Below are 22,109 nucleotides of genomic sequence, written 5' to 3' on the forward strand. Positions count from 1 at the left end.
ACAGCTGTCTCGGAGTACTGGATCGCCCGCCTTCGCGGGCGATGACAGTGTTTGGTGTGGCGGCTACCGCCCCCCCCAAGCCGCACCCCTCCTCCAATCGAACGACCAAATCTCATCCGAACCACGACAATTTCTCATGCCGGCCGCGGTTGCATTTTTTGCGCCGCATCATATGATGATCATAATCTTTTCCGTCATCGCTGGGAGTTTCATCATGGCCGAAGCCGCCGATCCCGTCGTCATCGTCTCCGCCGCCCGCACCCCGCTCGGCCGCTTCATGGGCGAGCTGTCGCCGCTGGCGGCACACAAGCTCGGATCGCACGTGATCGGCGCGGCGCTGGAACGGGCGAAGCTTGCGCCTGAGAAAGTTGACGAGGTCTTCATGGGCTGTGTGCTGCCGGCCGGACAAGGCCAGGCACCGGCGCGCCAGGCGGCGCGCGCGGCCGGCCTGCCCGACGCCACCGGCGCCACCACCGTCAACAAGGTCTGCGGCTCCGGCATGAAGGCGACCATGCTGGCGCACGACATCATCCGCGCAGGCTCGGCCGAGATCGTCGTCTCTGGCGGCATGGAGAGCATGAGCAACGCGCCCTATCTCCTCGCCAAGGCGCGCGGCGGCTACCGCGCCGGGCACGACCGCATCATCGACCACATGATGATGGACGGGCTGGAGGATGCCTACGAGACCGGCCGTTCCATGGGCGATTTCGGCGAGGCCACCGCGGAAGCCTATCAGTTCACCCGCAAGGACCAGGATGCCTACGCGATGGAGACGCTGAGCCGCGCGCGCAAGGCGGTCGAGGGCGGCGCGTTCAAGGCCGAGATCGCGCCGATCACGCTCACCGAGAAAGCCGGCCCGCGCATCGTCGCCAATGACGAGCATCCGCTGAAGGTCGATCCTGCGAAAATCCCCGGATTGAAGCCGGCGTTCCGCGCCAACGGCACCATCACGCCGGCCGCCTCCTCCGCCAATGCCGACGGCGCCGCGGCGCTGGTGCTGACGAAGCGCTCGCTGGCTGATCGCAACGGCCTGCCGGCAATCGCCGAGATCAAGGGCCACGCCACCCACAGCCAGGAGCCGCAATGGTTCACGACGGCTCCGATCCCGGCGATCCGCAAGCTGCTCGACAAGGTCGGCTGGAGCGCCGGCGATGTCGACCTGTTCGAGATCAACGAGGCCTTCGCCGTGGTGGCGATGGCGGCGCAGCGCGACCTCGGCATCCCGCGCGAGAAGCTGAACATCAACGGCGGCGCCTGCGCGCTTGGCCATCCCATCGGTGCCACCGGCGCGCGGCTGATTGTGACGCTGCTGCACGCGCTCGAGGCGCAAAACCTCAAGCGCGGCGTTGCGGCACTCTGCATTGGCGGCGGTGAAGCCACGGCCATCGCCGTGGAGCGTCTGACGCACTGACCTAGATACGTCCGAAAATGAGGGAACTCTGTCATTTTCGACAGACGCGTCCCGTGCCATTCTACAAGCTCGTGCAGGTGTCTCAAAGCCTGCCCATCAAACATTGAGGCCCAATGATCTCGAACTGGCTCGCGGCGACACTCGGCCGCCGCAATATCCACTACGGCTGGGTGATGGTCGGCGTGACCTTCCTCACCGCGCTGATCAGCGCCGGCACGGTCGGCGCGCCCGGCGTCTTCATCGTCCCGCTTCAGCACGAGTTCGGCTGGAGCACGGCGCAGATTTCCTCCGCGCTGTCGATTCGCTTCATCCTGTTCGGGCTGATGGCGCCGTTCGCGGCCGCCCTGCTCAACCGCTACGGCCTGCGCAACGTCACGCTGACCGCCCAGCTCATCGTCGTCTCGGCGCTGGTGGCTTCGCTCGGCATGACGCAAGTCTGGCAGCTCGTGTTGCTGTGGGGCGTCGTGATCGGCATCGGCACCGGCATGACCGCGCTGGTGCTGGGCGCCACCATAGCGACGCGCTGGTTCGCCGCGCGGCGCGGCCTCGTCGTCGGCATCATGACCGCGAGCGTCGCCACCGGCCAGCTCGTATTCCTGCCGCTGCTCGCAAGCCTGACCGAACGTTACGGCTGGCGGCTCGCGCTCGGCTTCGTCTGCATCGCGCTCGGCGTCTCCGCCGTGGCGGTTCTCCTCGCCATGCGCGACCGGCCGAGCGATGTGGGCCTTCGCCCGTTCGGCGACGAAGGCACCGAGCCCCTGCCGGCCCCGCCGGTCAGCCATGGTTCGATCACCGGCGTGGCGCTCGGCACACTGCGCGACGCCTCGAAGTCGCGCGCGTTCTGGATTCTCTTCGCGACCTTCTTCGTCTGCGGCGCCTCGACCAACGGCCTCGTCCAGGTGCACCTGATCCCGATGTGCCTCGATTTCGGCATCCCGCAGGTACAGGCGGCAGGCCTGCTCGCCGCGATGGGTATCTTCGACTTCTTCGGCACCATCATGTCGGGCTGGCTGTCGGACCGCTACGACAACCGCTACCTCCTGTTCTGGTACTACGGCCTGCGCGGGCTCTCGCTGATCTTCCTGCCCTTCAGCGATTTCTCGTTCTACGGGCTGTCGATCTTCGCGATGTTCTACGGCCTCGACTGGATCGCCACGGTGCCGCCGACAGTGCGGCTCACCGCGCAGAAGTTCGGGCCCGAGCGCGCCAATCTGGTGTTCGGCTGGATCTTCGCCGGCCATCAGCTCGGCGCAGGCACAGCGGCGTTCGGCGCCGGTTTCTCGCGGACGGTCTATGAGAGCTACCTGCCCGCGTTCTTCATCGCCGGCGCGCTCTGCGTGTTCGCCTCGCTGATCGTGCTGGCGCTGTCGCGGCAACCGAAGGCCGAGCCGAAGCCGGCGATGGCCTAGTACCTGATCGTGGTGGTGACGCCGAAGACTGCGGCGTCACCGATCCGCGAAACACCGGTCGGATCGTTCGGATTGGGGATGCCGCCGGAGGGGCGGAACACGTATTGGAAGTAAGGCGCGATCAGCCAGCCCGGCTTGATATGCGCCTCGTAGATCATCTCGATCAGCGTCTCGTTGCTGCGCACCGGACTCTGGATGCCGGTGAAAGCCTGCGTATCAATGTCAAGATTGCGCGCGGTGTTCGAAATCCGCATATAGGCCATCGCCACGCCGAAGCGATCGAGCGGACGGCCTGGCGTGAAGCCGACGAAGCCGATGCCGCCGTCCACATAAAGGTCGATCAGATTGCGGTCCGGCGGGCTGTAGGCGATGCGGCCGAACGCGGTGACGCCCGGGATCGAGGCTGACGTGGTGTTGTCCTTCACCTCCGGCGGGCGATAGAGCACCTGCTCGATCACGGCGAAGACACCGTAATTGCCGCGAAGTTTTGCAGGTACACCGCTTCCGCCGGGATCGGCGATCGAGAGCCCCTCGGCCGTAAAACGCTGGCTGTCGAACGAGCCGTAATGCTTCCAGGCGCCCGGCGTGAAATTGCCGGCGAGCGGCCGGCCGCCGATATCGATGTCGTAGTTGAATCGGACCTGCCCGATCACCCACGGCGGATCGTTGACGCGGAACGCCAGGCCATGATGGTCGCGCAGCTGCGGATCCTGATCGCCCGGACCTGACGGATCGCCGTTGAACACCGCACCGAACGCGGTGATGGTCTCGGTCAGCGCCGCCTTGATGCGGATACCGGGCACCGCGATCGGCGGTGCCGGGCCGCCGGCTGGAAGATTGCTTGCCTTGATCGCGGGCCAGCCGAAGGTGCCGTTGATGAAGAGGTCGTCGGTCTGGCTGTCGAAGAACTCGACGTCGGCGGCCTGCTGGCCGGCCCTGATGTTCAGGCGGTCGCCGAAGAAGCTCTGCTCGAAATAGGCGTTGTAGAGCCGCTGGTCCGGCAATGCCTCGATCTCGCTGATGGTGGCGAGGTTCATCACGTAGTTGCGGGAGAGCCCCTGGCCGTAGATCACGAACGCATTGGCGTAGAAGCGGCCGCCGGTCCAGCCGACGAGCTTGTCGAGATCGGCATCGACCGAGAGATCGAGGCGCCCGAAATGGATGGCGCCACGCTTCACGCCGCCGGAGACGTTGGCGATGTTGTCGGCGATATAGGTGGCGCCGAAATTCAGCCCCTTGTTGGCGAGCCCGTCATGCCATTCGTTGAACCATTTTGGCGCCAGCCATGCGGCCGCGCTTTCGTCCTTGGCGCCGGCGAGCGCGCCGGTGCTCGCCAACGTTGAGACCAGCACAATCGCGGCCGCATTTCGCAGCGGAAATCTGTGGGACGTCCCGATCACGGCTGATACCGGCTGCGTACGCTACCTAAAGATACCCGTGCGCCGCATGAACAGATAGGCCGCGCCGACCGACGAGGCCATCAGGAGCGCCGCCCAGAGAAATCCGCTCTCGACATCGGTGAGCGGCAGGCCCTTGGTGTTCATGCCGAAGATGCCGGTGATCAAGGTCGGCGGCAGCAGCAGCGAGGTCACGATGGAGAGCGTGTGGAGGTGGTGGTTGCTCTCCTCCTCGTTCTTGAAGCGCACCTCCTCCTCGAGCAGGCGGCTGCGTTCGCGAAGCTCGACGATGTCGTGATCGAGCCCGTCCAGCCGCTGCGCCAGCTTGCCGGCGTGGATGCGCAAGGCCGGCGCGAGATGATCGGTGTTCTTCTGATCGAGGCGGTGGAACAGCACGCGCAGGCCGGTGAGCTGGCGATGCAACCTGACGCAGGTCCGGCGCAGCCGGCCGAGATTGCGGCGCATCTCCGGCTTGGCGTCGTCGGCCAAAATCCGTTCCTCGATGTCGTCGATCTCCTGGCCGAGCTTGTCCGCCATCCGGTCCAGCGTGTCGGCGACCTCGTCGACGATCTTTTCCAGGAGATGGGCGACGTTGTCGACGCGGTAGCCACCTTCGAGCACGCGGCGCGTCGCATCGGCCGAGCACAGCGCCTGATGCCGGCCGCTGACGAGAAGATGCTCGGTCATGGCGAAACGCAGGAACGCGGTCTCTTCCGTCGCGCTGTCGATGTCGCGCACGAGATCGGAGAAGACGCCGTAGACGCAGTGGTCGATGACGTGAAGCTGCTGGAAAGTGTCGTTGGACAGTAGGAGGTCACGCGCGAGCGGCGGCAGCTGTGACGCCGCGATCCAGGGCCGTGCGCGCGCATCGGTCAGGTTGAAATGCAGCCAGAGCCGGCCGTCATGGCTGAACTCGATCGGCTGGTCGATCGGCAGCGCCTCGGCGCTGCCGTCGCCGTGCAGCCGGAACGCCCAGACCAGGCCGGGAATGGCGGGCACGGAATCCGATATCGCGCTGACAAGCTTCGCCGGCTCAGCCATGGCCAACCCCAACCGTCAACAAATGCCCCGCTTCCGGAAGATGGCTGACGGCATCTTCCGGACCTCTCACGGGTACTCAATTACGGCTTTGTTACAGTTTGATGATGGCCGCCCTACTCCGCGGCCAGCCCCGTCGCGGCCATCGCCTCGGCCTCCTTGACGTAGTCGTGCACGACGCGGCCGAACGGCAGCGTGAGATCGGCGATGTAGTGGTGCGCGCCCAGGCAGCGGCGAACCGGAAAATCCGCGACCGGCGCGTTGACATGCGGCACCAGATGCAGCCGGCCGGGCCCCATCCAGGAGCCCTTCGGCACGATGTCGATGAGGTTGATCGCGACGAGCTGACAGACTTCGAGACGGCCGTCGACGCCCGGGATCATCTTCAGATTGATCTGCGTCTTCGACAGCGTCGCACGGGTGCGATCGCCGTTGCCGGCCATGCTCTCGTGCTTGTAGCCCATCGTGCCCATGGCGACGAGCTGACCGGCATATTCCAGCGTGCCAGTCAGCGTGTCCTTGACGATCTCGAGTTTCGGATGGGCGTACTTCTTGGGAAAGCCCCAGATCTCGCGGCCCGCCGCGATCGGCGGATCATCATCCAGATACATCTGCGAGACGAAATTGACCTCCTCGCCGTTGAGGCGCGCGGGGATGACGAGGCCGGATTCGGTGTAGCTGCCGAAGCCTGAGGAGTCCGGCATCTTGATCCATTCGTAGTGCACGATCGGCTGGTCGATCGGCTCCAGCGGCTCAGGCAGGCCGGCGCGGATCAGCTCCGGATCGGTCTCGTAGGTGATGACAAGGAATTCGCGGTTGACGAAGCGATAGGGCCCGGCCGGATAGCTCGGCCCCGCCGCCGGCATGGACGGAAGTCTCAGCACGTCTTCCTTGCGCATCCTGATCTCCTGTGTGTGATGCCCGCCCGGCGGCGTCAGGCCCGGATCGCAAATTGCTAGCCGCCGTCATTGACTGCGATGTGAAGGATTTCCGTCAGGCGCACGACCTCCCGCCATTCCCGCTGCGGTCGGCCTGCATGCAGACGACGCATCGGCGCTGAAATTGTCATCACGCCGTCACTGCCGGACGCAATCGTTTGGTCCACGCTAGGAGGCACCCATGGACGCCCGCACGTCGCAACCGGCTCATCAGACGCATCAGCCTCCCGCACGGGGCTGGCGCCCCGAACGCTGCGACCGCGTCGCGCTGGTGCTGCAAGGTGGCGGCGCGCTCGGCGCCTACCAGGCCGGCGTCTACCAGGCGCTGCACGAAGCCGGCATCGAGCCCGACTGGGTCTGCGGTGTCTCGATCGGTGCAATCAACTCCGCCATCATCGCCGGCAACAAGCCGGAGAAGCGGCTGGAGGCGCTGCGCATCTTCTGGGAGCGCATCACCAATCGCAAGATCTGGCATTACACGCCCGACGGCGACATCTTCCGCCAGTGGCGCAATCTCACCAGTGCGTGGATGACGTCGGCGATGGGCCAGCCCGGCTTCTTCACCCCGCACCAGGTCAATCCCTGGTTCAGCCCGGTCGGCGCGCGCACCGCCACCAGCTATTACGACACGATGCCGCTGAAGGAGAGCCTGCTGGAGCTCGTCGACTTCGACCTCATCAACGAGAAGAAGGTCCGTTTCGCGGTCGGCGCGGTCAACGTGCTCTCGGGCAACTTCATCTATTTCGACAACTCCCATGACGAGATCGAGCCGGAGCACATCATGGCCTCCGGCGCCCTGCCCCCGGCGCTGCCGATGGTGCGGATCGGCACCGATCATTTCTGGGACGGCGGCATCGTCTCCAACACGCCGCTCCAGCATCTGCTCGACCAGGAGGATGCGCTCAACTCGCTGGTGTTCCAGGTCGACCTGTTCAGCGCACGGGGCGTGCTGCCGCGCTCGATCCAGGACGTGATGGCCCGCCACAAGGACATCATGTATTCCTCGCGCACGCGCCACAACACCGACGTCTACCGCCGCACGCACAACCTCAAGGTTCTGCTCTACAAGGCCCTGGCGAAAGTCCCGGACGAGCAACTCTCCGACGAGGATCGCCAGCTCAAGTCGAGCCTGCGCCGCATGCCGGAGATCGCGATCCTGCACCTGATCTACCAGCAGAAGGCCTATGAGGGCGACGCCAAGGACCATGAGTTCTCGGGCACCTCGATGCGCGAGCACTGGACGAGCGGCTACGAGGACACCAAGCGCACGCTGAAGCGCCGCGACTGGATCAAGATGCCGGACGAAGGCATGGGCCTCGTGGTGCACGACGTGCACCGGGAGACGGAGAGCGCGTAAAGCACCCCGCGCGGGCTGCTCCAAACAAAAACTGCGAAAACAACCCCATGCACAGTAGCCGGCGCGCGGCGGATCAATGACTTACGTTTTACCGAAGTAAACTTGACTCGTCGGGCAAAACAGGAGCATGATGGCATCATTGCAAAATCGCACGATGCATCCGCTCCAGGCCGATCGCGCCACATGGTCAGACTACGCCGCATCCCCTAAATTGCGCGCGGAATGACGTTGGGAGGCTGGCTTGCGCGCCATCAGCGAAGCCGCTTACTTCTTCAGCAGCGACAGATTATTCCCTCCGCAGGAGCCTTCGGGGCGAGCTTGCGGAGCGAAGCGGCGTGCTCCGCCCGATCTGCTCCAGTCGTTGCTTGAAACGCCAGAACGGTCGTCGCGTCAGGTTGCCGTTCGCGTCGGCCGGATTGTTATGAAGTTCTAACCGCAAGACGATCAAGCAAATCGCAGGAGACACCATGTCCAAAGGAAAAGTGCTCGTTGTCGGCTCCAATGCCACCCGTATCGAGATCCAGGGCGGCGGCACCGGACCGACCGGCCAATACCTCAATGAAACCGTCGTGCCGGCGATGGCCGTGATCGATGCCGGCTACGAGGTGGTGCTGGCGACGCCGAACGGCAAGCAACCGTACATCGATCCGGCCTCCGATCATGCGGCCCATTTTGACGGCGACGAGAAGGCCTACCGGCGGGGACGCGACTTCTTCGACAAGGACCCGGCGATGACCAACGTCCATACGTTGCGCGCGATCGTGGACGGAGGACTGGATCAATACGCCGCCGTTTTTGTCCCCGGCGGGCAGGGCCCGGTCGTCGACCTCATGCAGGATCCCGAGCTCGGCAAGATTCTGCGATATTTCCACGAACGGAAGAAGATCACGGCGCTGCTCTGCCACGGACCGATCGCAACTCTGGCCGCCCTGCCCGACGCCAAGGCCTATCGCGCCGCCCTGATCGCCGGCGACAAGGCCAAGGTCGCGGAGCTGGGCAAGGGCTGGCAATATGCGGGATATAAGATGACGGTGTTCACCGCCTCGGAAGAGATACCGATCGAGGAGCAGTTCCTGCACGGCAAGATCTACTTCACCATGCCGGACGCGCTGGGAGCTGCGGGTGCCGAGGTCAGCCGAAGCGCCGTCGACTTCGAGCCTTACGTCGTCGAGGACCGCGAGCTGATCACCGGCCAGAATCCGCGGTCCGACCATCCCATCGCGGCAAAGCTGATCGCAGCGCTCGACCGCGCCACTGTGGCGGCGTAAGCGTTTACTCCAATGTCATCCGGCCCGGTGCGCAATTGCGCACAGGGGCCGGGAGGAAATCGGGACGGAAGCGTGCCTCAGCGGCATCCGGCTTCTTTCGGACCGCGTTCCGTGAAACTAACAGGTCTTCTGCTGCAAGTGCTGCACGCAGGTGCAGGTCTTCGCCGCCGGATATTTCACGTCGTAATAGGGAAAACTCGACGTGGCGGGGGTGTTCGTCGAGCAGCGGGGGAACAGGTAATAGCTGTCGGACAGCTTCACCGTGCCGGCGATCGTGAAGCCGAGGTTGGGCGCGTAGTCGTAGGACACCTCGCTCAGAATGAGCGAGATGTTGGCATTGCTGGTGCCGCCCGGCGCGGTAAAGGACGACAAGGTCATCTGCTGACCGGCGGCCCTCGCCCCCGACGTACTGGTCGACTTGCTCCATTGCACCGTCGCGTTGCCATTGCTGTCGGTCGAGACCTCGGAGACCGTGATCGTCATCAGCGAGGTGCTGCCGTTCTTGATGGGATAGGGAGCCATGATGGAGCTCGCCGCAGCGAGAATGCCGTCCATCTGGGTCGACGTGACGGCCGTGTTCTGCGAGATCATGTCGGCAACGCTGTGCGCAGTCGCGCTGACCTTGACGTTCATGGCGAGCCCGTTCCCGAGCTCGACGCCGCCGACATAGAGCACCAGCATGAACGGCGTCACGATGGCGAACTCCGTCGCTGCAACAGCGCGTACATCGGTCAACATCTGCCGAGCGCGAGACGACAGGGCGGAGATCATCAGGTAGCTCCTGGCTCGTTCTGGAACGCGGCGGACGACATGAGCAGCCGGTTGCCATTGCTAAGGTTCGAGAGATTGAAGCCGAGCGGCCCGAGCACGACCGGCCAGACATACATGACGCGGAGAACGACGATATCGCCGGAATCGCCCGGATTGTATTGCCAGCTGTTGGTCACATTGCCCGAGCCGTCGAAGGTCAGCGTGGGCGTCGCCGTGTTCGCGGAAGACCAGGACGTTGCGACCTGCATGTCGACCATCAGACCGCTGCAATTGAACAGGATCACGATCTGATCGCAGACCTTCTGCTTGAAAACCGCCTGGTTCATCTGCGCCGACTGAACCTGCCCCGTCATGACGAGACGCGCCGACTGGCGCACCACGGTTTCAAGCATCTGCTGGGCAAAGAAAACCAGAAACGTCTGGATGAGCGCGATGATGAGGGCGAGAAACGGCGCGGCAACGAGCGCGAATTCGACGGCCGTGGCTCCGCGGCTATCGCCGGCGAAGGCGGCGCAGCGGTTGCGGCGTCTTTTCGTTGTCGTGACCTGTCGGGTCATGGCGCCTTCCCTACTGCACGAGGCTGGCCGTGCTGGACGCAACCTTGATGAAGAGGTTGGTCAGCGCAGCGGAAATGTCGCCACCTGTCTGCACGCTCGCATACAGACCGGGCGATGCGCACGATTGCAGCCGTGTCGCGATCGTGCCGGTTGACGAGGATGGATTGTTGAACTGCGAGATGCGGCTCGTGTACCAGCTGTCGCTCAGCTGCAGATACTCGGTGTAGAGGACCGCGATGCGAATGCCGCGGTTCTTGATCGTCGTGCAGACCGTCGTGTCGAGCGGTTGCTGGCACCGCAAGGTCGTCGAGTTGGCTGTCGGAAGCGCATAGGTGGCATTGGGGTCGCAGGAGCCCCCCGTCTTCGGGATGAGCTTGTCCTCGACGCCGTCGGTGACGAGGAAGACCACTTCCTGCGGCGTATCGCCCGCCTGATTGGTGCCGGTGCCTGGCGCAGGCATCACGGTGTTGACGCCCGTGAGCCCGCCCGAGATATCCGTGCCGTAGTCGGTGGTGTAGGTGCAGTTGCCCTTGCTATCGACAATGGGGCAGTTCTGGTGGTCGACCGTCAGGAGCTGAATGTTGTTGATCTTCGTGGCGGCGGTGTCCGGCGTGGTCAGCACCTGAATCGTGTTGAGGGCGTAGTCGAAGGTGTAGATGGCGGCCTTGTAGGTCGTGTTGTTGAGCGCCGACATGCACTGCATGACGCCGCCCGTCACACCCGCCTGCGGGCACGTCCAGGGTCCCTTCAGCAATTGCGTAACGGCGTTGGTCACGAGATCGATGCGCAGCGTGATGTTGTTTGCGCGTGCGACGGTGAGATTGTCCTTGTTCGTCGAGCTGGCAGTTGCGTTGTTGGGACGCGCCTCATGGCAGGCGAACGAGCAATTCTTCGCGTAGCTGGGCTGGTTCTTCGTGGCCGCGATCATGTTGGTGATGTCGGCCTGCGTCGCGGCAAGCGCCATCGACGGCGAGTCGTCCAGCAGCAGGTAGAAATTCATGTTGGGCGCACTCGACGCCTTCGCCGTTGAGGAGCCAGAGACGTCCCAGGTCTGCTTGCCGAGAACGCTGGGGAAATTATTGACGGACTGCGCGGTGTACGAAACCGTGATGCTTCGTGCGAGGCCGGAATCCGTGACGGTGATGGTCGGCGTCGGCGTCGCCGTCAGACCGGGAAGATTCGCCTTCGCTGCAAAGACGGCTGCGGCGGTCGCCTGGACGACCGTCTTGTCGGTCTGGGTCAGCATCGCCGGCCGCACGGCTGCGATCGCGGCCGCGTCGGCGGCTGCGTTCAATTGCTCCCGCTTGCGGACGGCCTGCGTGTAGTCGAGCGTCATGCCCAGGAGAAAGACGATCGGCACCATCGTGAGGGCGAAGATAACGGCGATGTTGGCCTTCCGGTCTCTTGCGAAACGGAGCACTACCCGGCGGAGCATGACCTTCATCCTGATTGCCGTCGTGGCGGCAGAGAGCAATTCCTAAAGTCTTTTGATCGGGGCAACCGGTGGGATTACCGCTGCCGGTCAGCCCGCCAATCGCAGGCTGGAATATGGATATGGCCTTCTTAATCAACACTTACGGGCAATCCACAAACAGGGAGTGCAACGGAGTGGGATGTTCCATATCGAGAAGACATCATTAACGTCGGTTAAACGCGATCGCAGAGATTGAGGGGTAAGCGGCCTCAGGTGCGGTCGATACGGCCTCAACGCCGGCGCTGGCGGGTGCGTCCGGTGGGCTGCGCAGCATCACCGCGCAGCAGGCACGTCGGTCTGGTTAAGGACGGCTATGGCACAGAGGCCAAGGCATCATGCCGTCATCGGGCATCTGCGCCATCGTCGTCTTCAACTTGCAGAATGGTGTCGGATAGCAGAGCGGCGGCCTTTTGAAGCGGCGCTATGAACCGGTCCAGTTCGGCGAAGCTCACGCGGGCCACCGGTACAGAGACGCCGAGGCAAGCGATCAACTCCCGATCCGGTGACAGAATGGGGACAGCGCACCCCACCACCCCCTTGACGTACTCTTCGTTTGTCTTGGCCCAGCCGCGTTGTCGCGTCTCCTCGAGAACCTTCATCAGCGCCTGGACATCGACGATCGTCGTTTTGGTGAATTTGGTGAGGGGTAGCGCGCGGCACAGCTTCGCCCGGATCCGCTCGGGCAGTCTGCTCATATAGATCTTTCCGGTCGACGTGCAGTGTAACGGCGCCGCTTCCCCCGGATTGAACTGAAGACCTTGCGGCTCCGAAACGCGAACGCTGTCGACATAGGCAACGACGTTGTCGCGTACGACGCCGATCTCACACTGTTCGCCGATTTCTTCCGCGACCGCCCGAAGCACCGCGTGCCGCCGCGCAGTGCGAAATGCAGCGCCGATGACAGTCGCGGACAGTGTGACGAGCTGGTTTCCCACAACGTACCGCTTGGTACCCAACGCCTTCTGAAGCAGTCCGCGGTCTTCGAGGTTTCCGATCAACCTGTGTGCCGTTGGAAGCGGCAGCGAAAGAGCCTTTGCGATCTCTGCGGCCGAGACGGCTTTGCGTTGGTCGGCAACATGCCGAACGATCGCGAAAGCACGATCCAACGGTCCTTCCTTCCCAATTCGCTTCGTCATTTCCCACCCGGCCAAAACTGGAAGTGAAATCAAGATCAACGCCGAGTATTATCATTTTTCGGAATAAAATATATTGAAATTCGACAAAATCAATTGTCGAAATCCTGAAAGCTCATATTCTTGGCGTCACCGGCGATTGACCAGAAATTGTGCAGTGCGGTCTCGCCGTTCCGAAAATCGCGCTCCGCCGCTTGGCCGGGAGCCAAGTTCTGCCGGCGCGCTCAACAGGAGATGTGCATGTCTCGTCATTACGACGTGGAAGCCGTGAGGAAGGAATTCCCCGCCGTCGAACGAATGGTCTATCTGGATTCCGGGTTTCAAACGCCGCTCGCGCGTCCCGTGAAGGCCGCGATCGAGCTTTTCCTTCGCGAGGGCTTCGAGACAGCCGGTCCGAAGAGCATCTGGCTCGATCGGGTCGAGCAGACCCGTGCCAAGGTCGCCCGCTTTCTCGGCGTGACGGCGGATGAGATTGCCTTCACGAAAAACACGTCGGAAAGCATGAACATTGCGGCAAACGCACTGCCGCTACAGGCCGGCGACAACGTCCTGATGATCCACGGCGATCACCCGAACAACGCCTACGCGTTCCTCAATCTGCAACGGAAAGGCGTCGAGATCCGCTTCATCCCGATGACGGACGTCGTCGACGCCGACAGCTTTGCTCCCTTCATTGACGAAAGGACGCGTGCGATCTCGATGTCGCATGTGACTTTTCACGCCGGTCACCGCTTTGACATCGAGAGCGTCGGCGCGATGTGCGTCAGGAACAAACTCCACTTCGTGGTGGACGTGATGCAGGCCATCGGAGTCGTGCCTGTTAACGCCAAGGCGATCGGCGCAAGCTTCATCGGCTCCGGCAGCCACAAGGGATTACTGGTTCCGCAAGGGCTCGGGCTGCTCTATTGGGACCAGACGCTCAAAGAGCTCGAGCCGACCTATCTGGCGGCTGCGAGCCTCGCCGAGATCCCGAGCGACCTCATCGCGCGTGCCGACGGGATGGCGCCCTCGCCGGCCGCCAAGCGCTTCGAGCTCGGCAACTTCAACCTGCCCGCAGTCCACGCCCTCGGTGCTTCGCTCGACATGATCGAGCAGATTGGGGTGCAGAACATCCAGAACCATTGCTTCGATCTCGGCGATCACCTGATTGCACGCCTGGACGAGCTGGGCGTCCGCCTCGTTGGTCCGCGCGAGCGCAAGCATCGCGCTCCGCACATCTACGTCATCGCCCTGCCCGCAGCAGACTGGCTCGGCCATTTCGAGGAGAACGGCGTGCGCGTGTCGCCCGAACGAGATGGCATTCGCGTCTCGCTCGGCATGTTCAACACCGCCACCGACATCGATCGCCTGATCGACGTCATCCGTCGGCGAGGGCTCGGACGCCCGTCCGTCGCAGCTTGAGTTTGACAAACGATGGGAAGGCAAAGACCATGAAGAAGCTCGTTCAGGTATTGGGACTTCTCCCGGCGCTCCTGGCTGTCAACGCAAGCCCGTCCGCGGCAGCCGACAGCGCGACGCTCGACAAGATCAAATCCAGCGGCGCGATCACGATCGGCTACCGTGAGGCTTCGATACCGTTCTCATACCTCGGGCCGGATCAGAAGCCGATCGGATTCTCGCTCGAGCTCTGCGCGGCGATCGTCGATCGCATCAAGGATGAGCTGAAGTTGCCCAGTCTGAAGGTCAACTACACGCCGGTGAACTCCTCGAACCGGATTCCCCTGATCCAGAGCGGGACTGTCGACATCGAATGCGGCGGCACCGCCAACGACAAGAAGCGGCAGGAACAGGTCTCGTTCTCGGTCGCAACGTTCGTCAGCCAGCCGCGCTGGCTCGTCAAGGCCGCCAGTGGCGTGAAGACCGCCGGCGATCTGAAAGGCAAGACGGTTGTCGCTACGCAAGGCTCCAACGCGGTCGGTTTCGCGCAGAGCGTCAACGCCAAGGAGCAGCTCGGCCTCAACATCGTCCAGGCCAAGGACCATGCGGAATCTTTCCTCATGCTGAACACCGGCCGTGCCGTCGCCTTCATGGAGGACGATATCCTTCTCGCCGGGCTCAAGGCTGCGGCGCCGAATCCGGACGCGCTCCTGTTCCTTTCCGAGGGTTACGCGAAGATCTACTATGGACTGATGTTCACCAAGGGCGATGCCGGCTTCAAGAGGCTCGTCGACGACGTTCTCTCCAAGCAGATGGCATCCGGCCAGTTCGAGAAGACCTACGCAAAATGGTTCACCATGCCGATCCCGCCCAAGGGTGAGAACCTCGCATTCCCGCTCACCGACGAGTTGATGGAGCGGATCGCACATCCCAGCGATGCCGTCGACTGATTGACGGAGCTGATCGTCTCGGAAAGTCATCCTCGTCCGCACCTGCAACCCGGAGGCTCGCGATGTTCGGAGTGCTTTTTGAACAGGCGGCAGACGGCCAGCGCTATATCGACTGGCTTCTGTCGGGTCTCGGTTGGACCCTGGCTCTGGCCTTCTTCGGCTGGTGGATCGCCTTCGGCATCGGCGTATTCGTCGGCGTGGGCCGCACAGTCCAGAATCGTTTCGTCTCGATTCCGGCCCGGCTCTACGTCGAGATATTCCGGAACATCCCTGTCCTGGTGCAGATGTTCCTCTGGTACTTCGTTTTCCCGGAGGTGGTGCCGACCGCGCTCGGAAATGCCATCAAGCAGATGCCGCCGCCTTGGGCATCGTTCTTCCCGGCTCTCCTTTGCCTCGGACTCTACACAGCGTCTCGAATAGCCGAGCAGGTCCGGGCCGGCATCGAAGCGCTTCCGAAGGGGCAGATTGAGGCCGCCAACGCTCTCGGCCTCAGTGGCTACCTCACCTATCGGTACATCGTCGTGCCGCAGGCTCTGCGCCTGATCGTGCCGAGCCTCACCAGCGAGGTGATGGGAATATACAAGAACACCTCCGTCGCACTCACGATCGGCTTGATGGAGCTGACCGCACAGGCGCGCCAGATCAGCGAGGCAACGTTCCAGACATTCTCGGCATTCGGCGCGGCGACGATCATCTATCTTTGCCTGGCGCTGGTTGCGTATCAGATCATGACGCTCATCGACAAGGCCTTCAGGATTCCGGGTAGCGCCCCGGTGAAGCTCACTGCTGAACAGGATCTCGCCGCCGACATGCAGCAAGGCAGCGCTCTGCCTGGCACCATGGAGACCGTGAAATGAACACCCTCGATTTCTCGATCGTCGCGCAGTCGTGGCCTTATCTCTGGTCGGGCCTGCTCTTCTCGCTTTCGCTCACGGCGGCCGCATTCGCCATCGGCATGGTGCTCGGAACCTGTCTTGCGCTGGTACAGCACTTCGAGGTCCCGGTGTTCGCGCAGATCGTCCGCGGCTACGTCGCGATCATCCGGTCGATCCCGTTGATCCTCGTTCTCTTCTGGTTCTTCTTCCTGGTGCCGATCGTGCTTGGGCACCTGAGCGGCAACGGCCGCCCGATTCCGATCGGGGCGACCTACACGGCGTTCATCACCTTTGGCTTGTTTGAAGCCGCCTACTACTCCGAGATCATCCGCGTCGGACTGCGGGCCGTGAACAAGGGTCAGTTCGAGGCCTGCCAGGCGCTCGCGCTGTCGACCTACGACACCTACCGTCATGTCGTTCTGCCGCAAGTCCTTCGCGTGGCGAGCCCGATCATCCTTAGCCAGACGATCATCCTGTTTCAGGACACGTCTCTCGTCTACGTGCTGTCGTTGACGGATCTTCTGGGCGCGGCTTCCAAGCTCGCACAGCTCAATGGACGTCTCGTCGAGATGTACCTCGTCGTCGCGGTGGCCTACCTCGCCATCAGCTCGGTGGCCTCCCAGTGCGTCGCCACCCTTCGCAAGCGATATGGCCTTGCCACAGCACGGTGATCCTCGGGATACCCAACGGCCTCGTATTCGGGAGACGAACATGCCTCAAGCGACTGTCAGCAATGCCACGCAGCCCAGTGCAATCGTCCTCGTCGAGAATGTGATGAAGCGATTCGGCGCATTCAATGCGCTGAACGACGTCAATCTCAGGGTCGGCAAGGGCGAGAAGATCGTGCTGTGCGGCCCCTCGGGCTCCGGCAAGTCGACGCTCATCCGGTGCATCAACCATATCGAGAAACACGACGGCGGCAGGATCGTCGTCGACGGTTTCGAATTGAGCAACCGCATGGCCGACATCAACAGCGTGCGCTGCGAGGTCGGGATGGTCTTTCAGAGCTTCAACCTCTTTCCGCACCTCACGGTCGCCGAGAACTGCATGCTGGCTCCGATGAAGGTTCGCGGCATCTCGCAAGCGGAAGCGCGCGATCGCGCACTCGGCTTGCTGCGGAAGGTCCGCATCCAGGATCAGGCGGACAAGTATCCCGCGCAATTGTCGGGTGGTCAGCAGCAACGCGTCGCCATCGCGCGGGCGCTGTGCATGCAGCCCAAGATCATGCTGTTCGACGAACCGACGTCCGCTCTCGACCCCGAGATGGTCAAGGAAGTGCTGGACACCATGGTCGAGCTGGCGCGAGATGGAATGACGATGGTCTGCGTGACGCACGAGATGGGATTCGCCCGCGAGGTCGCCGATCGGGTCGTCTTCATGGATCGCGGAAGCATCGTGGAGGAGGCCGATCCGGAGACATTCTTCCGGGCTCCGCGCACGGAACGGGCGAAGGGTTTCCTGAACCAGATCATCCACTAGAATCCCGCTCGGCCGAGACCAAGCGCCGTCGGTGACGGCAGCTGCTCGACGCGTTCGTCCACGGTCCCCGCTTCGAGACATATTGCCATTAGACTCCGCGCCGCAAACGTGGAGAATGCCCCCGCACGTTACGTGCGCAGTGCACACCAAGATGCGCCAGGGGAAACAAAATGCCGGCTGCCTTCCCGTCCTCCCTACCCACCATCCCGACCGCTCCTTTGACCGCCCGGATGCGCGATGCGTTGCGCGCGATCGTCGGCGAGAAGGGCCTGATCGAGGACGAGCACGGCAAGCAGCCGTTCGTGACGGATTGGCGCGGATTGCTGGTTGGCGGCGCGGGCGCCGTCGTTCGTCCTGGCAGCACCGAGGAAGTCTCGAAAGTGGTCCGGCTTTGCCACGAGCACGGCGTCGCGATCGTGCCGCAGGGTGGCAACACCGGTCTGATGGGCGGGGCCACGCCCTGGCCGGCGCACACCGGCATCGTGTTGTCGCTCGGCCGCATGAACCGCGTGCTGGACGTCGATGCCGTCGGCTACGCGATGACGGTCGAGGCCGGCTGCGTTCTCCAGACGCTTCAGGAGACCGCAAGCCGTCACGACAGGTTCCTGCCGCTCAGCCTTGGCGCCCAGGGCTCATGCATGATCGGCGGCAACCTGTCGACCAACGCCGGCGGCGTGCAGGTGCTCCGCTATGGCAATGCCCGCAATCTCGTCTTGGGGCTCGAAGTCGTGCTGGCCAACGGGGATGTCTGGGACGGACTGCGTGCGCTCAAGAAGGACAACACGGGCTACGACCTCAAGCACCTTTTCATGGGTGCCGAGGGAACGCTGGGCATCATCACGAAGGCCGTCCTCAAGCTATGGCCCGCGCCAAAGGACGTCTGCACGGCGTGGCTGGCGATCCGCGATCCGCGCGCGGCGCTGGAGATCCTGTCGGAAGCGCATGCGGCATCAGGGGACAATGTCGGCTCCTGCGAGCTGATGAGCCGCAGCGCCATCGACATGGTGCTGCGCCATATCCCCGGCACCCAGGATCCTCTCAAGGCGGACACGCCATGGTACCTCCTGCTTGAATGGTCGTCCTCGCGGGCCCGACAGGACGGGACCGAGGGCATGACCGAGAAGCTGGAGCAGTTTCTCGCCGATCAGCTCGAGGCCGGCCGCGTGCTCGACGCGGCGATCGCGCACACCGGAAATCAATCGCGCAACATGTGGCGCATCCGGGAAAGCGTCGCCGAGGCCTCCCGTGCCGAGGGGCCGGGACTGAGCTACGACGTGTCGGTGGCCATCTCCAGGATTCCCGGCTTCATCGACCAGGGGCTCAAGGCCGTGCTCGACATTCTCCCGACCATTCGCCCCTATCCTTTGGGGCACATCGGCGACGGCAATCTGCATTTCTCGTTCATGGGCCCCAAAGGCATGGATCAGCAGACGCTGACCCAATATTCGTCCGCCATCACGCGGGCCGTGAACGATCTCATCACCTCGATGGGCGGCTCGATCTCGGCGGAGCACGGCATCGGCATCGACAAGCTCGACGAGCTCAGTCACTACCGCTCGAAGACCGAGCTCGACATCATGCGCACCATCAAGCGCGCGCTCGATCCGCAGAACATCATGAATCCGGGCAAGGTGCTGCGGCTCTGATCGACGCCGGATAGCCTCGTCTACAACGATGCCTGCCTTCGCGCGACCTCCACGCGGGCGCCGTAGTCGGACTGGCCAACGGAGAAGTGAAAAAGACTGAGAGCGTCTCCGGTCAGGACCGCGTCGCCGGACGTGAGATGATTGAGGCCAACCCAGCCATCGCGCATCCAGACCACCCCGGGCTTCACGTCGTCGGTGACGCAGGCCTTTGCCGCGAACTCGCCCCGTTGATTGTAAATCCTGATCGCATCCCCGTTGCTGAGCTGACGCGCCTCTGCATCCACCGGCGATATCCAGAGTTGCGGGGCGACATTGTGCTTTGCCAATGCCGGGAGAGCCTGACCCTCGTCATAGAACGAATGAAAATGTGTCAGCGTCCTTCCGAAGCTCAGCGACAACGGATAGGGCGAAGCCTGGTCGCCGCCATGCACCGGAAGTGGCGGAAGCCCGAGCCTTGCCGCCTGCGGCGAGCAGAATTCGATCTTCCCGGACGGTGAATCGAATTTCCGATCCGCATAGGCGACCGCGGGCACGTTAAGAGGCAAAAAGCCGCCGGCAGCGCGCAGCGACGCAACAGTCGCATGGCCGGTTGTCGTGTCATTCAAGATGACATCGATCACCTCTTCGATCGACGCCCACGGAAAGAAGTCAGCAAGCCCGAGGGAGTCTGCCAAAGAACTCAGGATTTCATAGATCGGGCGCGTCTCTCCCTCCCGCTCTAGTGCACGCTCCATCAGATAGAGGTGCGTGTTCGTCACCTTAAATCCCAATTCCTCGAGCCAGGCGGTTCCAGGCAACAACACATCGGCGAAACGCCGCGCCGTTTCATTCATGAACAGATCGACGCAAACGACCAGACCCGTCTTGTCGAGACCATGGGAGATTTCACCGGCGTCCGCGAAGGACGACAGCATGTTGGTCCCCAGCAGGAGCAAAACCTTGAGCTGCCCGTCGGACAAGGCCTTTGCGATGTCGGGCATTTGATTGGCAACATAATTGCCCGACGCGCGTGCCACACCCGTATTCAGATTGCACATGGCCGCACTGTGGGCGCCATGACGTGGGCCGAGACCGCCGCCTGCAACCCCAAAATTGCCGGTCAACGCCGGCAGACAGCTGATCGCACGCGCCGCGCGCCAGCCGTTGGCACTCTTGTGCATGGAGCTGCCGCCGAGAAGGATCATGGCTGGTCGCGTGGACGCGTACGCTCTGGCGAACGACGCAATCTGGCCTTCCTCAAGACCGGTCTCGGCTGCTGCCCAGGCCGGCGTGAAGGGCAGAACGTGAGACGACAATTCCGCGAAGCCGACGGTATGCGCTTCGATAAACTCAGAGTCGTAGAGCTTTTCAGTGACGATGACGTGCATGACGGCCAAAGCGAACGCAGCGTCCGATCCAGGGCGGATCAGGAAAACTTCATCCGATTGAGCCGCCGCTTCCGTTCTCCTTACATCGATCGTGATGACTTTTGCCCCGCGACGCCGAGCCGCGACGATATGACGGGCGGTATTGGGCTGACTCGAAATGTTCGCGCCCCAAAGCACGATCATGTTCGAGTTCTCAGCCATATCCTCCTTGGTATTGACCTTGAGCGCGCCCGTCAGACCCACTCCAAAACCGCCAAGCCCCCAACAGACCATTGCAGGATGCCAGTTCTGGCATCCATACATATGCGCGAAACGCTGCATCAACTGCACCGTCACGGCACTGCCCACGGTGAAGCCGCCATGCCCCGCCCATAGACCCACCGCCTCGGGTCCAGCCGACCGCATCCGCTTCGCCATGAAATCCAGCGCCTCGTCCCAGCTTACCCGGCGCCAGATGTCGGTGCGGCGATCGTCGCGAATCTGGGGGTAGAGCAGTCGCTTCGGATTGCCGAAGATCTCGCTGGTCGCGCGCCCGCGAACGCAAAGAAACCCGGCACTGTCCGGATTATCCTTGTCTCCGCTCAGCGTCTTGAGCCGACCGCTCTCGACCTCAACCTGCATTCCGCAAAACGTCGGGTGGCAGTTCATCGGACACATGGTGCGGACGATCTTCGCATCGACAGCCGACATGAGCGAGCCCTCCCGGTCTCATTCCCGAGATGATCTTATCAGAGACGGGATAGGTCGGCAGCCCCAATGAGTTCCCCGTTCGCGCCGCTACGGCCGTATCGTCATGTTCTCCGGCGGACGCCGGTGACACACGACCAAGTCCGCTACGGCGCCTCCATCGCACTAACCCGCGGCTTCATTCGCCGTTGTTATTCGACACGCCAGCGCTATTGTGCGCGGGCGGCGCAGCCGCGGCATTCATCCAATAATTCAGATTATGGGAGAATCGCATGAAATTCATTACAACCTGGAGCGTACCTCAAGGCACCTTCAATGCGGCCGTCAGCCGTTTTCTGGAAACCGGCGGAGCGCCACCCGAAGGCGTCAAGATGCTGGGCCGGTGGCATGGCATGAACGGACAGGGATTTGCGATCTCTGAATCGAGCGATCCAAAGGCGATGTATCGGTGGCTCGCACAGTGGGCTGACCTGCTCCCATTGACCGTCACACCCTGTCTGGAGGATGGCGACGCGGGCGAAGTGATGGCCTCGCTGCCCAAGCGCTAATCGTCAATCCTCATGTCGCTGCCGCTGAAGACCGGCGGCAGTGACATCCCCGGCAGGTCTAAAATGTCGATCTGTCCGGCCGAAGGCGTGGCCGTTTCCGTGGCGGCTTACAACGAATGTGTTTGCGGGTATTTCGATAGGGCCGTCAGTGACGGCCGCGATTCCTTTAGCGCTCAGGTGGCGGGCGTGGAATCACCCATTGCTCGAGGCGATCGATTGATGCCTCCCGTTCATGCTGGCCCAGCCAAACCGTAAAGAGAACCAGCGCGGCGGCGAGAGCCCCGATGCCGAAATACAGGTTCCTCATGCGCGTTTGAATGCACAGCGCCGGAAATGGTTCCACGCATCACGACTTGCACCGCGCCGCTCCACGAGGAGCGAAGCGACGAAGCAATCCAGACGGCCTCCGCGGGTAAAGTCAGGATTG

The 22,109-nt window shown here is 62.9% G+C and carries 19 protein-coding genes; 11 read left to right on the forward strand and 8 right to left on the reverse strand.

From position 1 onward, the window contains the following. The first annotated feature begins 214 nt into the window (after positions 1 to 214). Entirely contained in the window at positions 215 to 1,411 is a 1,197-nt protein-coding gene (locus ABIB99_RS17145; RefSeq protein WP_166352541.1) for an acetyl-CoA C-acyltransferase, read from the forward strand. A gap of 113 nt (positions 1,412 to 1,524) precedes the next feature. Beyond that, positions 1,525 to 2,820 (forward strand): MFS transporter, encoded by a 1,296-nt coding sequence (locus ABIB99_RS17150; RefSeq protein WP_354176746.1) that lies wholly within the window; start codon positions 1,525 to 1,527, stop codon positions 2,818 to 2,820. Here ABIB99_RS17150 and ABIB99_RS17155 read toward each other — a convergent pair. From ABIB99_RS17155 to ABIB99_RS17165, 3 genes are all read right to left on the reverse strand, one after another. Continuing rightward, positions 2,817 to 4,220 carry a carbohydrate porin gene (locus ABIB99_RS17155; protein ID WP_354176748.1) on the reverse strand — a complete coding sequence of 468 codons (1,404 nt, stop codon included), beginning with the start codon at positions 4,218 to 4,220 and terminating at the stop codon, positions 2,817 to 2,819. The genes ABIB99_RS17150 and ABIB99_RS17155 overlap by 4 nt on opposite strands. A 21-nt stretch (positions 4,221 to 4,241) precedes the next feature. Further along, positions 4,242 to 5,258 (reverse strand): transporter, encoded by a 1,017-nt coding sequence (locus tag ABIB99_RS17160; protein ID WP_354176749.1) that lies wholly within the window; start codon positions 5,256 to 5,258, stop codon positions 4,242 to 4,244. 113 nt (positions 5,259 to 5,371) lie between these two features. Continuing rightward, the gene (locus ABIB99_RS17165; RefSeq protein ID WP_354176750.1) at positions 5,372 to 6,154 is read right to left on the reverse strand and encodes an acetoacetate decarboxylase; all 783 of its coding nucleotides are present in this window, start codon (positions 6,152 to 6,154) and stop codon (positions 5,372 to 5,374) included. Positions 6,155 to 6,374: 220 nt separating this feature from the next. On the opposite strand from ABIB99_RS17165, the gene ABIB99_RS17170 reads away from it, so the two are divergent. Together ABIB99_RS17170 and ABIB99_RS17175 are read left to right on the forward strand one after the other, a co-directional pair. Continuing rightward, on the forward strand, positions 6,375 to 7,550 hold the full coding sequence (locus ABIB99_RS17170) for a patatin-like phospholipase family protein (protein ID WP_135214333.1): 1,176 nt from the start codon (positions 6,375 to 6,377) through the stop codon (positions 7,548 to 7,550). A 467-nt stretch (positions 7,551 to 8,017) separates the two neighbouring features. Then, positions 8,018 to 8,818: a type 1 glutamine amidotransferase domain-containing protein gene (locus tag ABIB99_RS17175; RefSeq protein ID WP_208086279.1), complete on the forward strand. Its 801-nt coding sequence runs from the start codon at positions 8,018 to 8,020 to the stop codon at positions 8,816 to 8,818. Between the two features lie 117 nt (positions 8,819 to 8,935). On the opposite strand, the gene ABIB99_RS17180 is transcribed toward ABIB99_RS17175, so the two are convergent. The 4 genes from ABIB99_RS17180 to ABIB99_RS17195 all read right to left on the reverse strand — a co-directional run bounded on the left by ABIB99_RS17180 (position 8,936) and on the right by ABIB99_RS17195 (position 12,756). Next, a complete protein-coding gene (locus ABIB99_RS17180) occupies positions 8,936 to 9,589 on the reverse strand; it encodes a TadE/TadG family type IV pilus assembly protein (protein ID WP_028157690.1) in 654 nt (217 codons plus the stop codon). Continuing rightward, positions 9,589 to 10,146 carry a TadE/TadG family type IV pilus assembly protein gene (locus tag ABIB99_RS17185; protein ID WP_135214335.1) on the reverse strand — a complete coding sequence of 186 codons (558 nt, stop codon included), beginning with the start codon at positions 10,144 to 10,146 and terminating at the stop codon, positions 9,589 to 9,591. Before ABIB99_RS17185 ends, ABIB99_RS17180 begins: the two co-directional genes overlap by 1 nt. A 10-nt stretch (positions 10,147 to 10,156) precedes the next feature. Next, positions 10,157 to 11,581 carry a TadE/TadG family type IV pilus assembly protein gene (locus ABIB99_RS17190; RefSeq protein WP_071917521.1) on the reverse strand — a complete coding sequence of 475 codons (1,425 nt, stop codon included), beginning with the start codon at positions 11,579 to 11,581 and terminating at the stop codon, positions 10,157 to 10,159. 380 nt (positions 11,582 to 11,961) lie between these two features. Beyond that, complete coding sequence (locus ABIB99_RS17195) at positions 11,962 to 12,756, reverse strand: IclR family transcriptional regulator (protein WP_354176752.1); 795 nt, start codon at positions 12,754 to 12,756, stop codon at positions 11,962 to 11,964. 237 nt (positions 12,757 to 12,993) lie between these two features. Here ABIB99_RS17195 and ABIB99_RS17200 point away from each other — a divergent pair, with 237 nt between their 5' ends. The 6 genes from ABIB99_RS17200 to ABIB99_RS17225 all read left to right on the forward strand — a co-directional run bounded on the left by ABIB99_RS17200 (position 12,994) and on the right by ABIB99_RS17225 (position 19,080). Beyond that, a complete protein-coding gene (locus ABIB99_RS17200) occupies positions 12,994 to 14,154 on the forward strand; it encodes an aminotransferase class V-fold PLP-dependent enzyme (protein WP_354176753.1) in 1,161 nt (386 codons plus the stop codon). A gap of 29 nt (positions 14,155 to 14,183) precedes the next feature. After that, positions 14,184 to 15,080 (forward strand): amino acid ABC transporter substrate-binding protein, encoded by an 897-nt coding sequence (locus ABIB99_RS17205; RefSeq protein ID WP_354176754.1) that lies wholly within the window; start codon positions 14,184 to 14,186, stop codon positions 15,078 to 15,080. A gap of 62 nt (positions 15,081 to 15,142) precedes the next feature. After that, positions 15,143 to 15,937 carry an amino acid ABC transporter permease gene (locus tag ABIB99_RS17210; protein ID WP_354176756.1) on the forward strand — a complete coding sequence of 265 codons (795 nt, stop codon included), beginning with the start codon at positions 15,143 to 15,145 and terminating at the stop codon, positions 15,935 to 15,937. Beyond that, positions 15,934 to 16,626, forward strand: coding sequence for an amino acid ABC transporter permease (locus ABIB99_RS17215; RefSeq protein ID WP_354176758.1), 693 nt, complete (start codon positions 15,934 to 15,936; stop codon positions 16,624 to 16,626). The genes ABIB99_RS17210 and ABIB99_RS17215 overlap by 4 nt, the downstream gene beginning before the upstream one ends. Positions 16,627 to 16,666: 40 nt before the next feature. Continuing rightward, positions 16,667 to 17,434 carry an amino acid ABC transporter ATP-binding protein gene (locus ABIB99_RS17220; protein WP_354176760.1) on the forward strand — a complete coding sequence of 256 codons (768 nt, stop codon included), beginning with the start codon at positions 16,667 to 16,669 and terminating at the stop codon, positions 17,432 to 17,434. A gap of 170 nt (positions 17,435 to 17,604) precedes the next feature. Continuing rightward, complete coding sequence (locus tag ABIB99_RS17225; protein ID WP_354176761.1) at positions 17,605 to 19,080, forward strand: FAD-binding oxidoreductase; 1,476 nt, start codon at positions 17,605 to 17,607, stop codon at positions 19,078 to 19,080. A 20-nt stretch (positions 19,081 to 19,100) separates the two neighbouring features. Here ABIB99_RS17225 and ABIB99_RS17230 read toward each other — a convergent pair whose 3' ends face one another. After that, the gene (locus ABIB99_RS17230) at positions 19,101 to 21,137 is read right to left on the reverse strand and encodes a molybdopterin-containing oxidoreductase family protein (RefSeq protein WP_354176762.1); all 2,037 of its coding nucleotides are present in this window, start codon (positions 21,135 to 21,137) and stop codon (positions 19,101 to 19,103) included. 269 nt (positions 21,138 to 21,406) lie between these two features. Here ABIB99_RS17230 and ABIB99_RS17235 point away from each other — a divergent pair, with 269 nt between their 5' ends. Then, positions 21,407 to 21,682 carry a DUF3303 domain-containing protein gene (locus ABIB99_RS17235; RefSeq protein WP_038941960.1) on the forward strand — a complete coding sequence of 92 codons (276 nt, stop codon included), beginning with the start codon at positions 21,407 to 21,409 and terminating at the stop codon, positions 21,680 to 21,682. Positions 21,683 to 22,109: the final 427 nt, after the last annotated feature.

It is taken from the genome of Bradyrhizobium sp. LA6.1, assembly GCF_040547805.1.
Taxonomy (GTDB): Bacteria; Pseudomonadota; Alphaproteobacteria; order Rhizobiales; family Xanthobacteraceae; genus Bradyrhizobium; species Bradyrhizobium barranii.

Excerpts from the sequence above, each read along its gene's own strand:
- ABIB99_RS17200 (WP_354176753.1), top strand. The coding sequence starts at position 12,994 with ATGTCTCGTCATTACGACGTGGAAGCCGTGAGGAAGGAATTCCCCGCC.
- ABIB99_RS17180 (WP_028157690.1), bottom strand. The coding sequence starts at position 9,589 with ATGATCTCCGCCCTGTCGTCTCGCGCTCGGCAGATGTTGACCGATGTA.
- ABIB99_RS17225 (WP_354176761.1), top strand. The coding sequence starts at position 17,605 with ATGCCGGCTGCCTTCCCGTCCTCCCTACCCACCATCCCGACCGCTCCT.
- ABIB99_RS17170 (WP_135214333.1), top strand. The coding sequence starts at position 6,375 with ATGGACGCCCGCACGTCGCAACCGGCTCATCAGACGCATCAGCCTCCC.
- ABIB99_RS17190 (WP_071917521.1), bottom strand. The coding sequence starts at position 11,581 with ATGCTCCGCCGGGTAGTGCTCCGTTTCGCAAGAGACCGGAAGGCCAAC.
- ABIB99_RS17195 (WP_354176752.1), bottom strand. The coding sequence starts at position 12,756 with ATGACGAAGCGAATTGGGAAGGAAGGACCGTTGGATCGTGCTTTCGCG.
- ABIB99_RS17205 (WP_354176754.1), top strand. The coding sequence starts at position 14,184 with ATGAAGAAGCTCGTTCAGGTATTGGGACTTCTCCCGGCGCTCCTGGCT.
- ABIB99_RS17175 (WP_208086279.1), top strand. The coding sequence starts at position 8,018 with ATGTCCAAAGGAAAAGTGCTCGTTGTCGGCTCCAATGCCACCCGTATC.
- ABIB99_RS17210 (WP_354176756.1), top strand. The coding sequence starts at position 15,143 with ATGTTCGGAGTGCTTTTTGAACAGGCGGCAGACGGCCAGCGCTATATC.
- ABIB99_RS17165 (WP_354176750.1), bottom strand. The coding sequence starts at position 6,154 with ATGCGCAAGGAAGACGTGCTGAGACTTCCGTCCATGCCGGCGGCGGGG.
- ABIB99_RS17185 (WP_135214335.1), bottom strand. The coding sequence starts at position 10,146 with ATGACCCGACAGGTCACGACAACGAAAAGACGCCGCAACCGCTGCGCC.
- ABIB99_RS17235 (WP_038941960.1), top strand. The coding sequence starts at position 21,407 with ATGAAATTCATTACAACCTGGAGCGTACCTCAAGGCACCTTCAATGCG.
- ABIB99_RS17160 (WP_354176749.1), bottom strand. The coding sequence starts at position 5,258 with ATGGCTGAGCCGGCGAAGCTTGTCAGCGCGATATCGGATTCCGTGCCC.
- ABIB99_RS17150 (WP_354176746.1), top strand. The coding sequence starts at position 1,525 with ATGATCTCGAACTGGCTCGCGGCGACACTCGGCCGCCGCAATATCCAC.
- ABIB99_RS17230 (WP_354176762.1), bottom strand. The coding sequence starts at position 21,137 with ATGTCGGCTGTCGATGCGAAGATCGTCCGCACCATGTGTCCGATGAAC.
- ABIB99_RS17215 (WP_354176758.1), top strand. The coding sequence starts at position 15,934 with ATGAACACCCTCGATTTCTCGATCGTCGCGCAGTCGTGGCCTTATCTC.
- ABIB99_RS17145 (WP_166352541.1), top strand. The coding sequence starts at position 215 with ATGGCCGAAGCCGCCGATCCCGTCGTCATCGTCTCCGCCGCCCGCACC.
- ABIB99_RS17220 (WP_354176760.1), top strand. The coding sequence starts at position 16,667 with ATGCCTCAAGCGACTGTCAGCAATGCCACGCAGCCCAGTGCAATCGTC.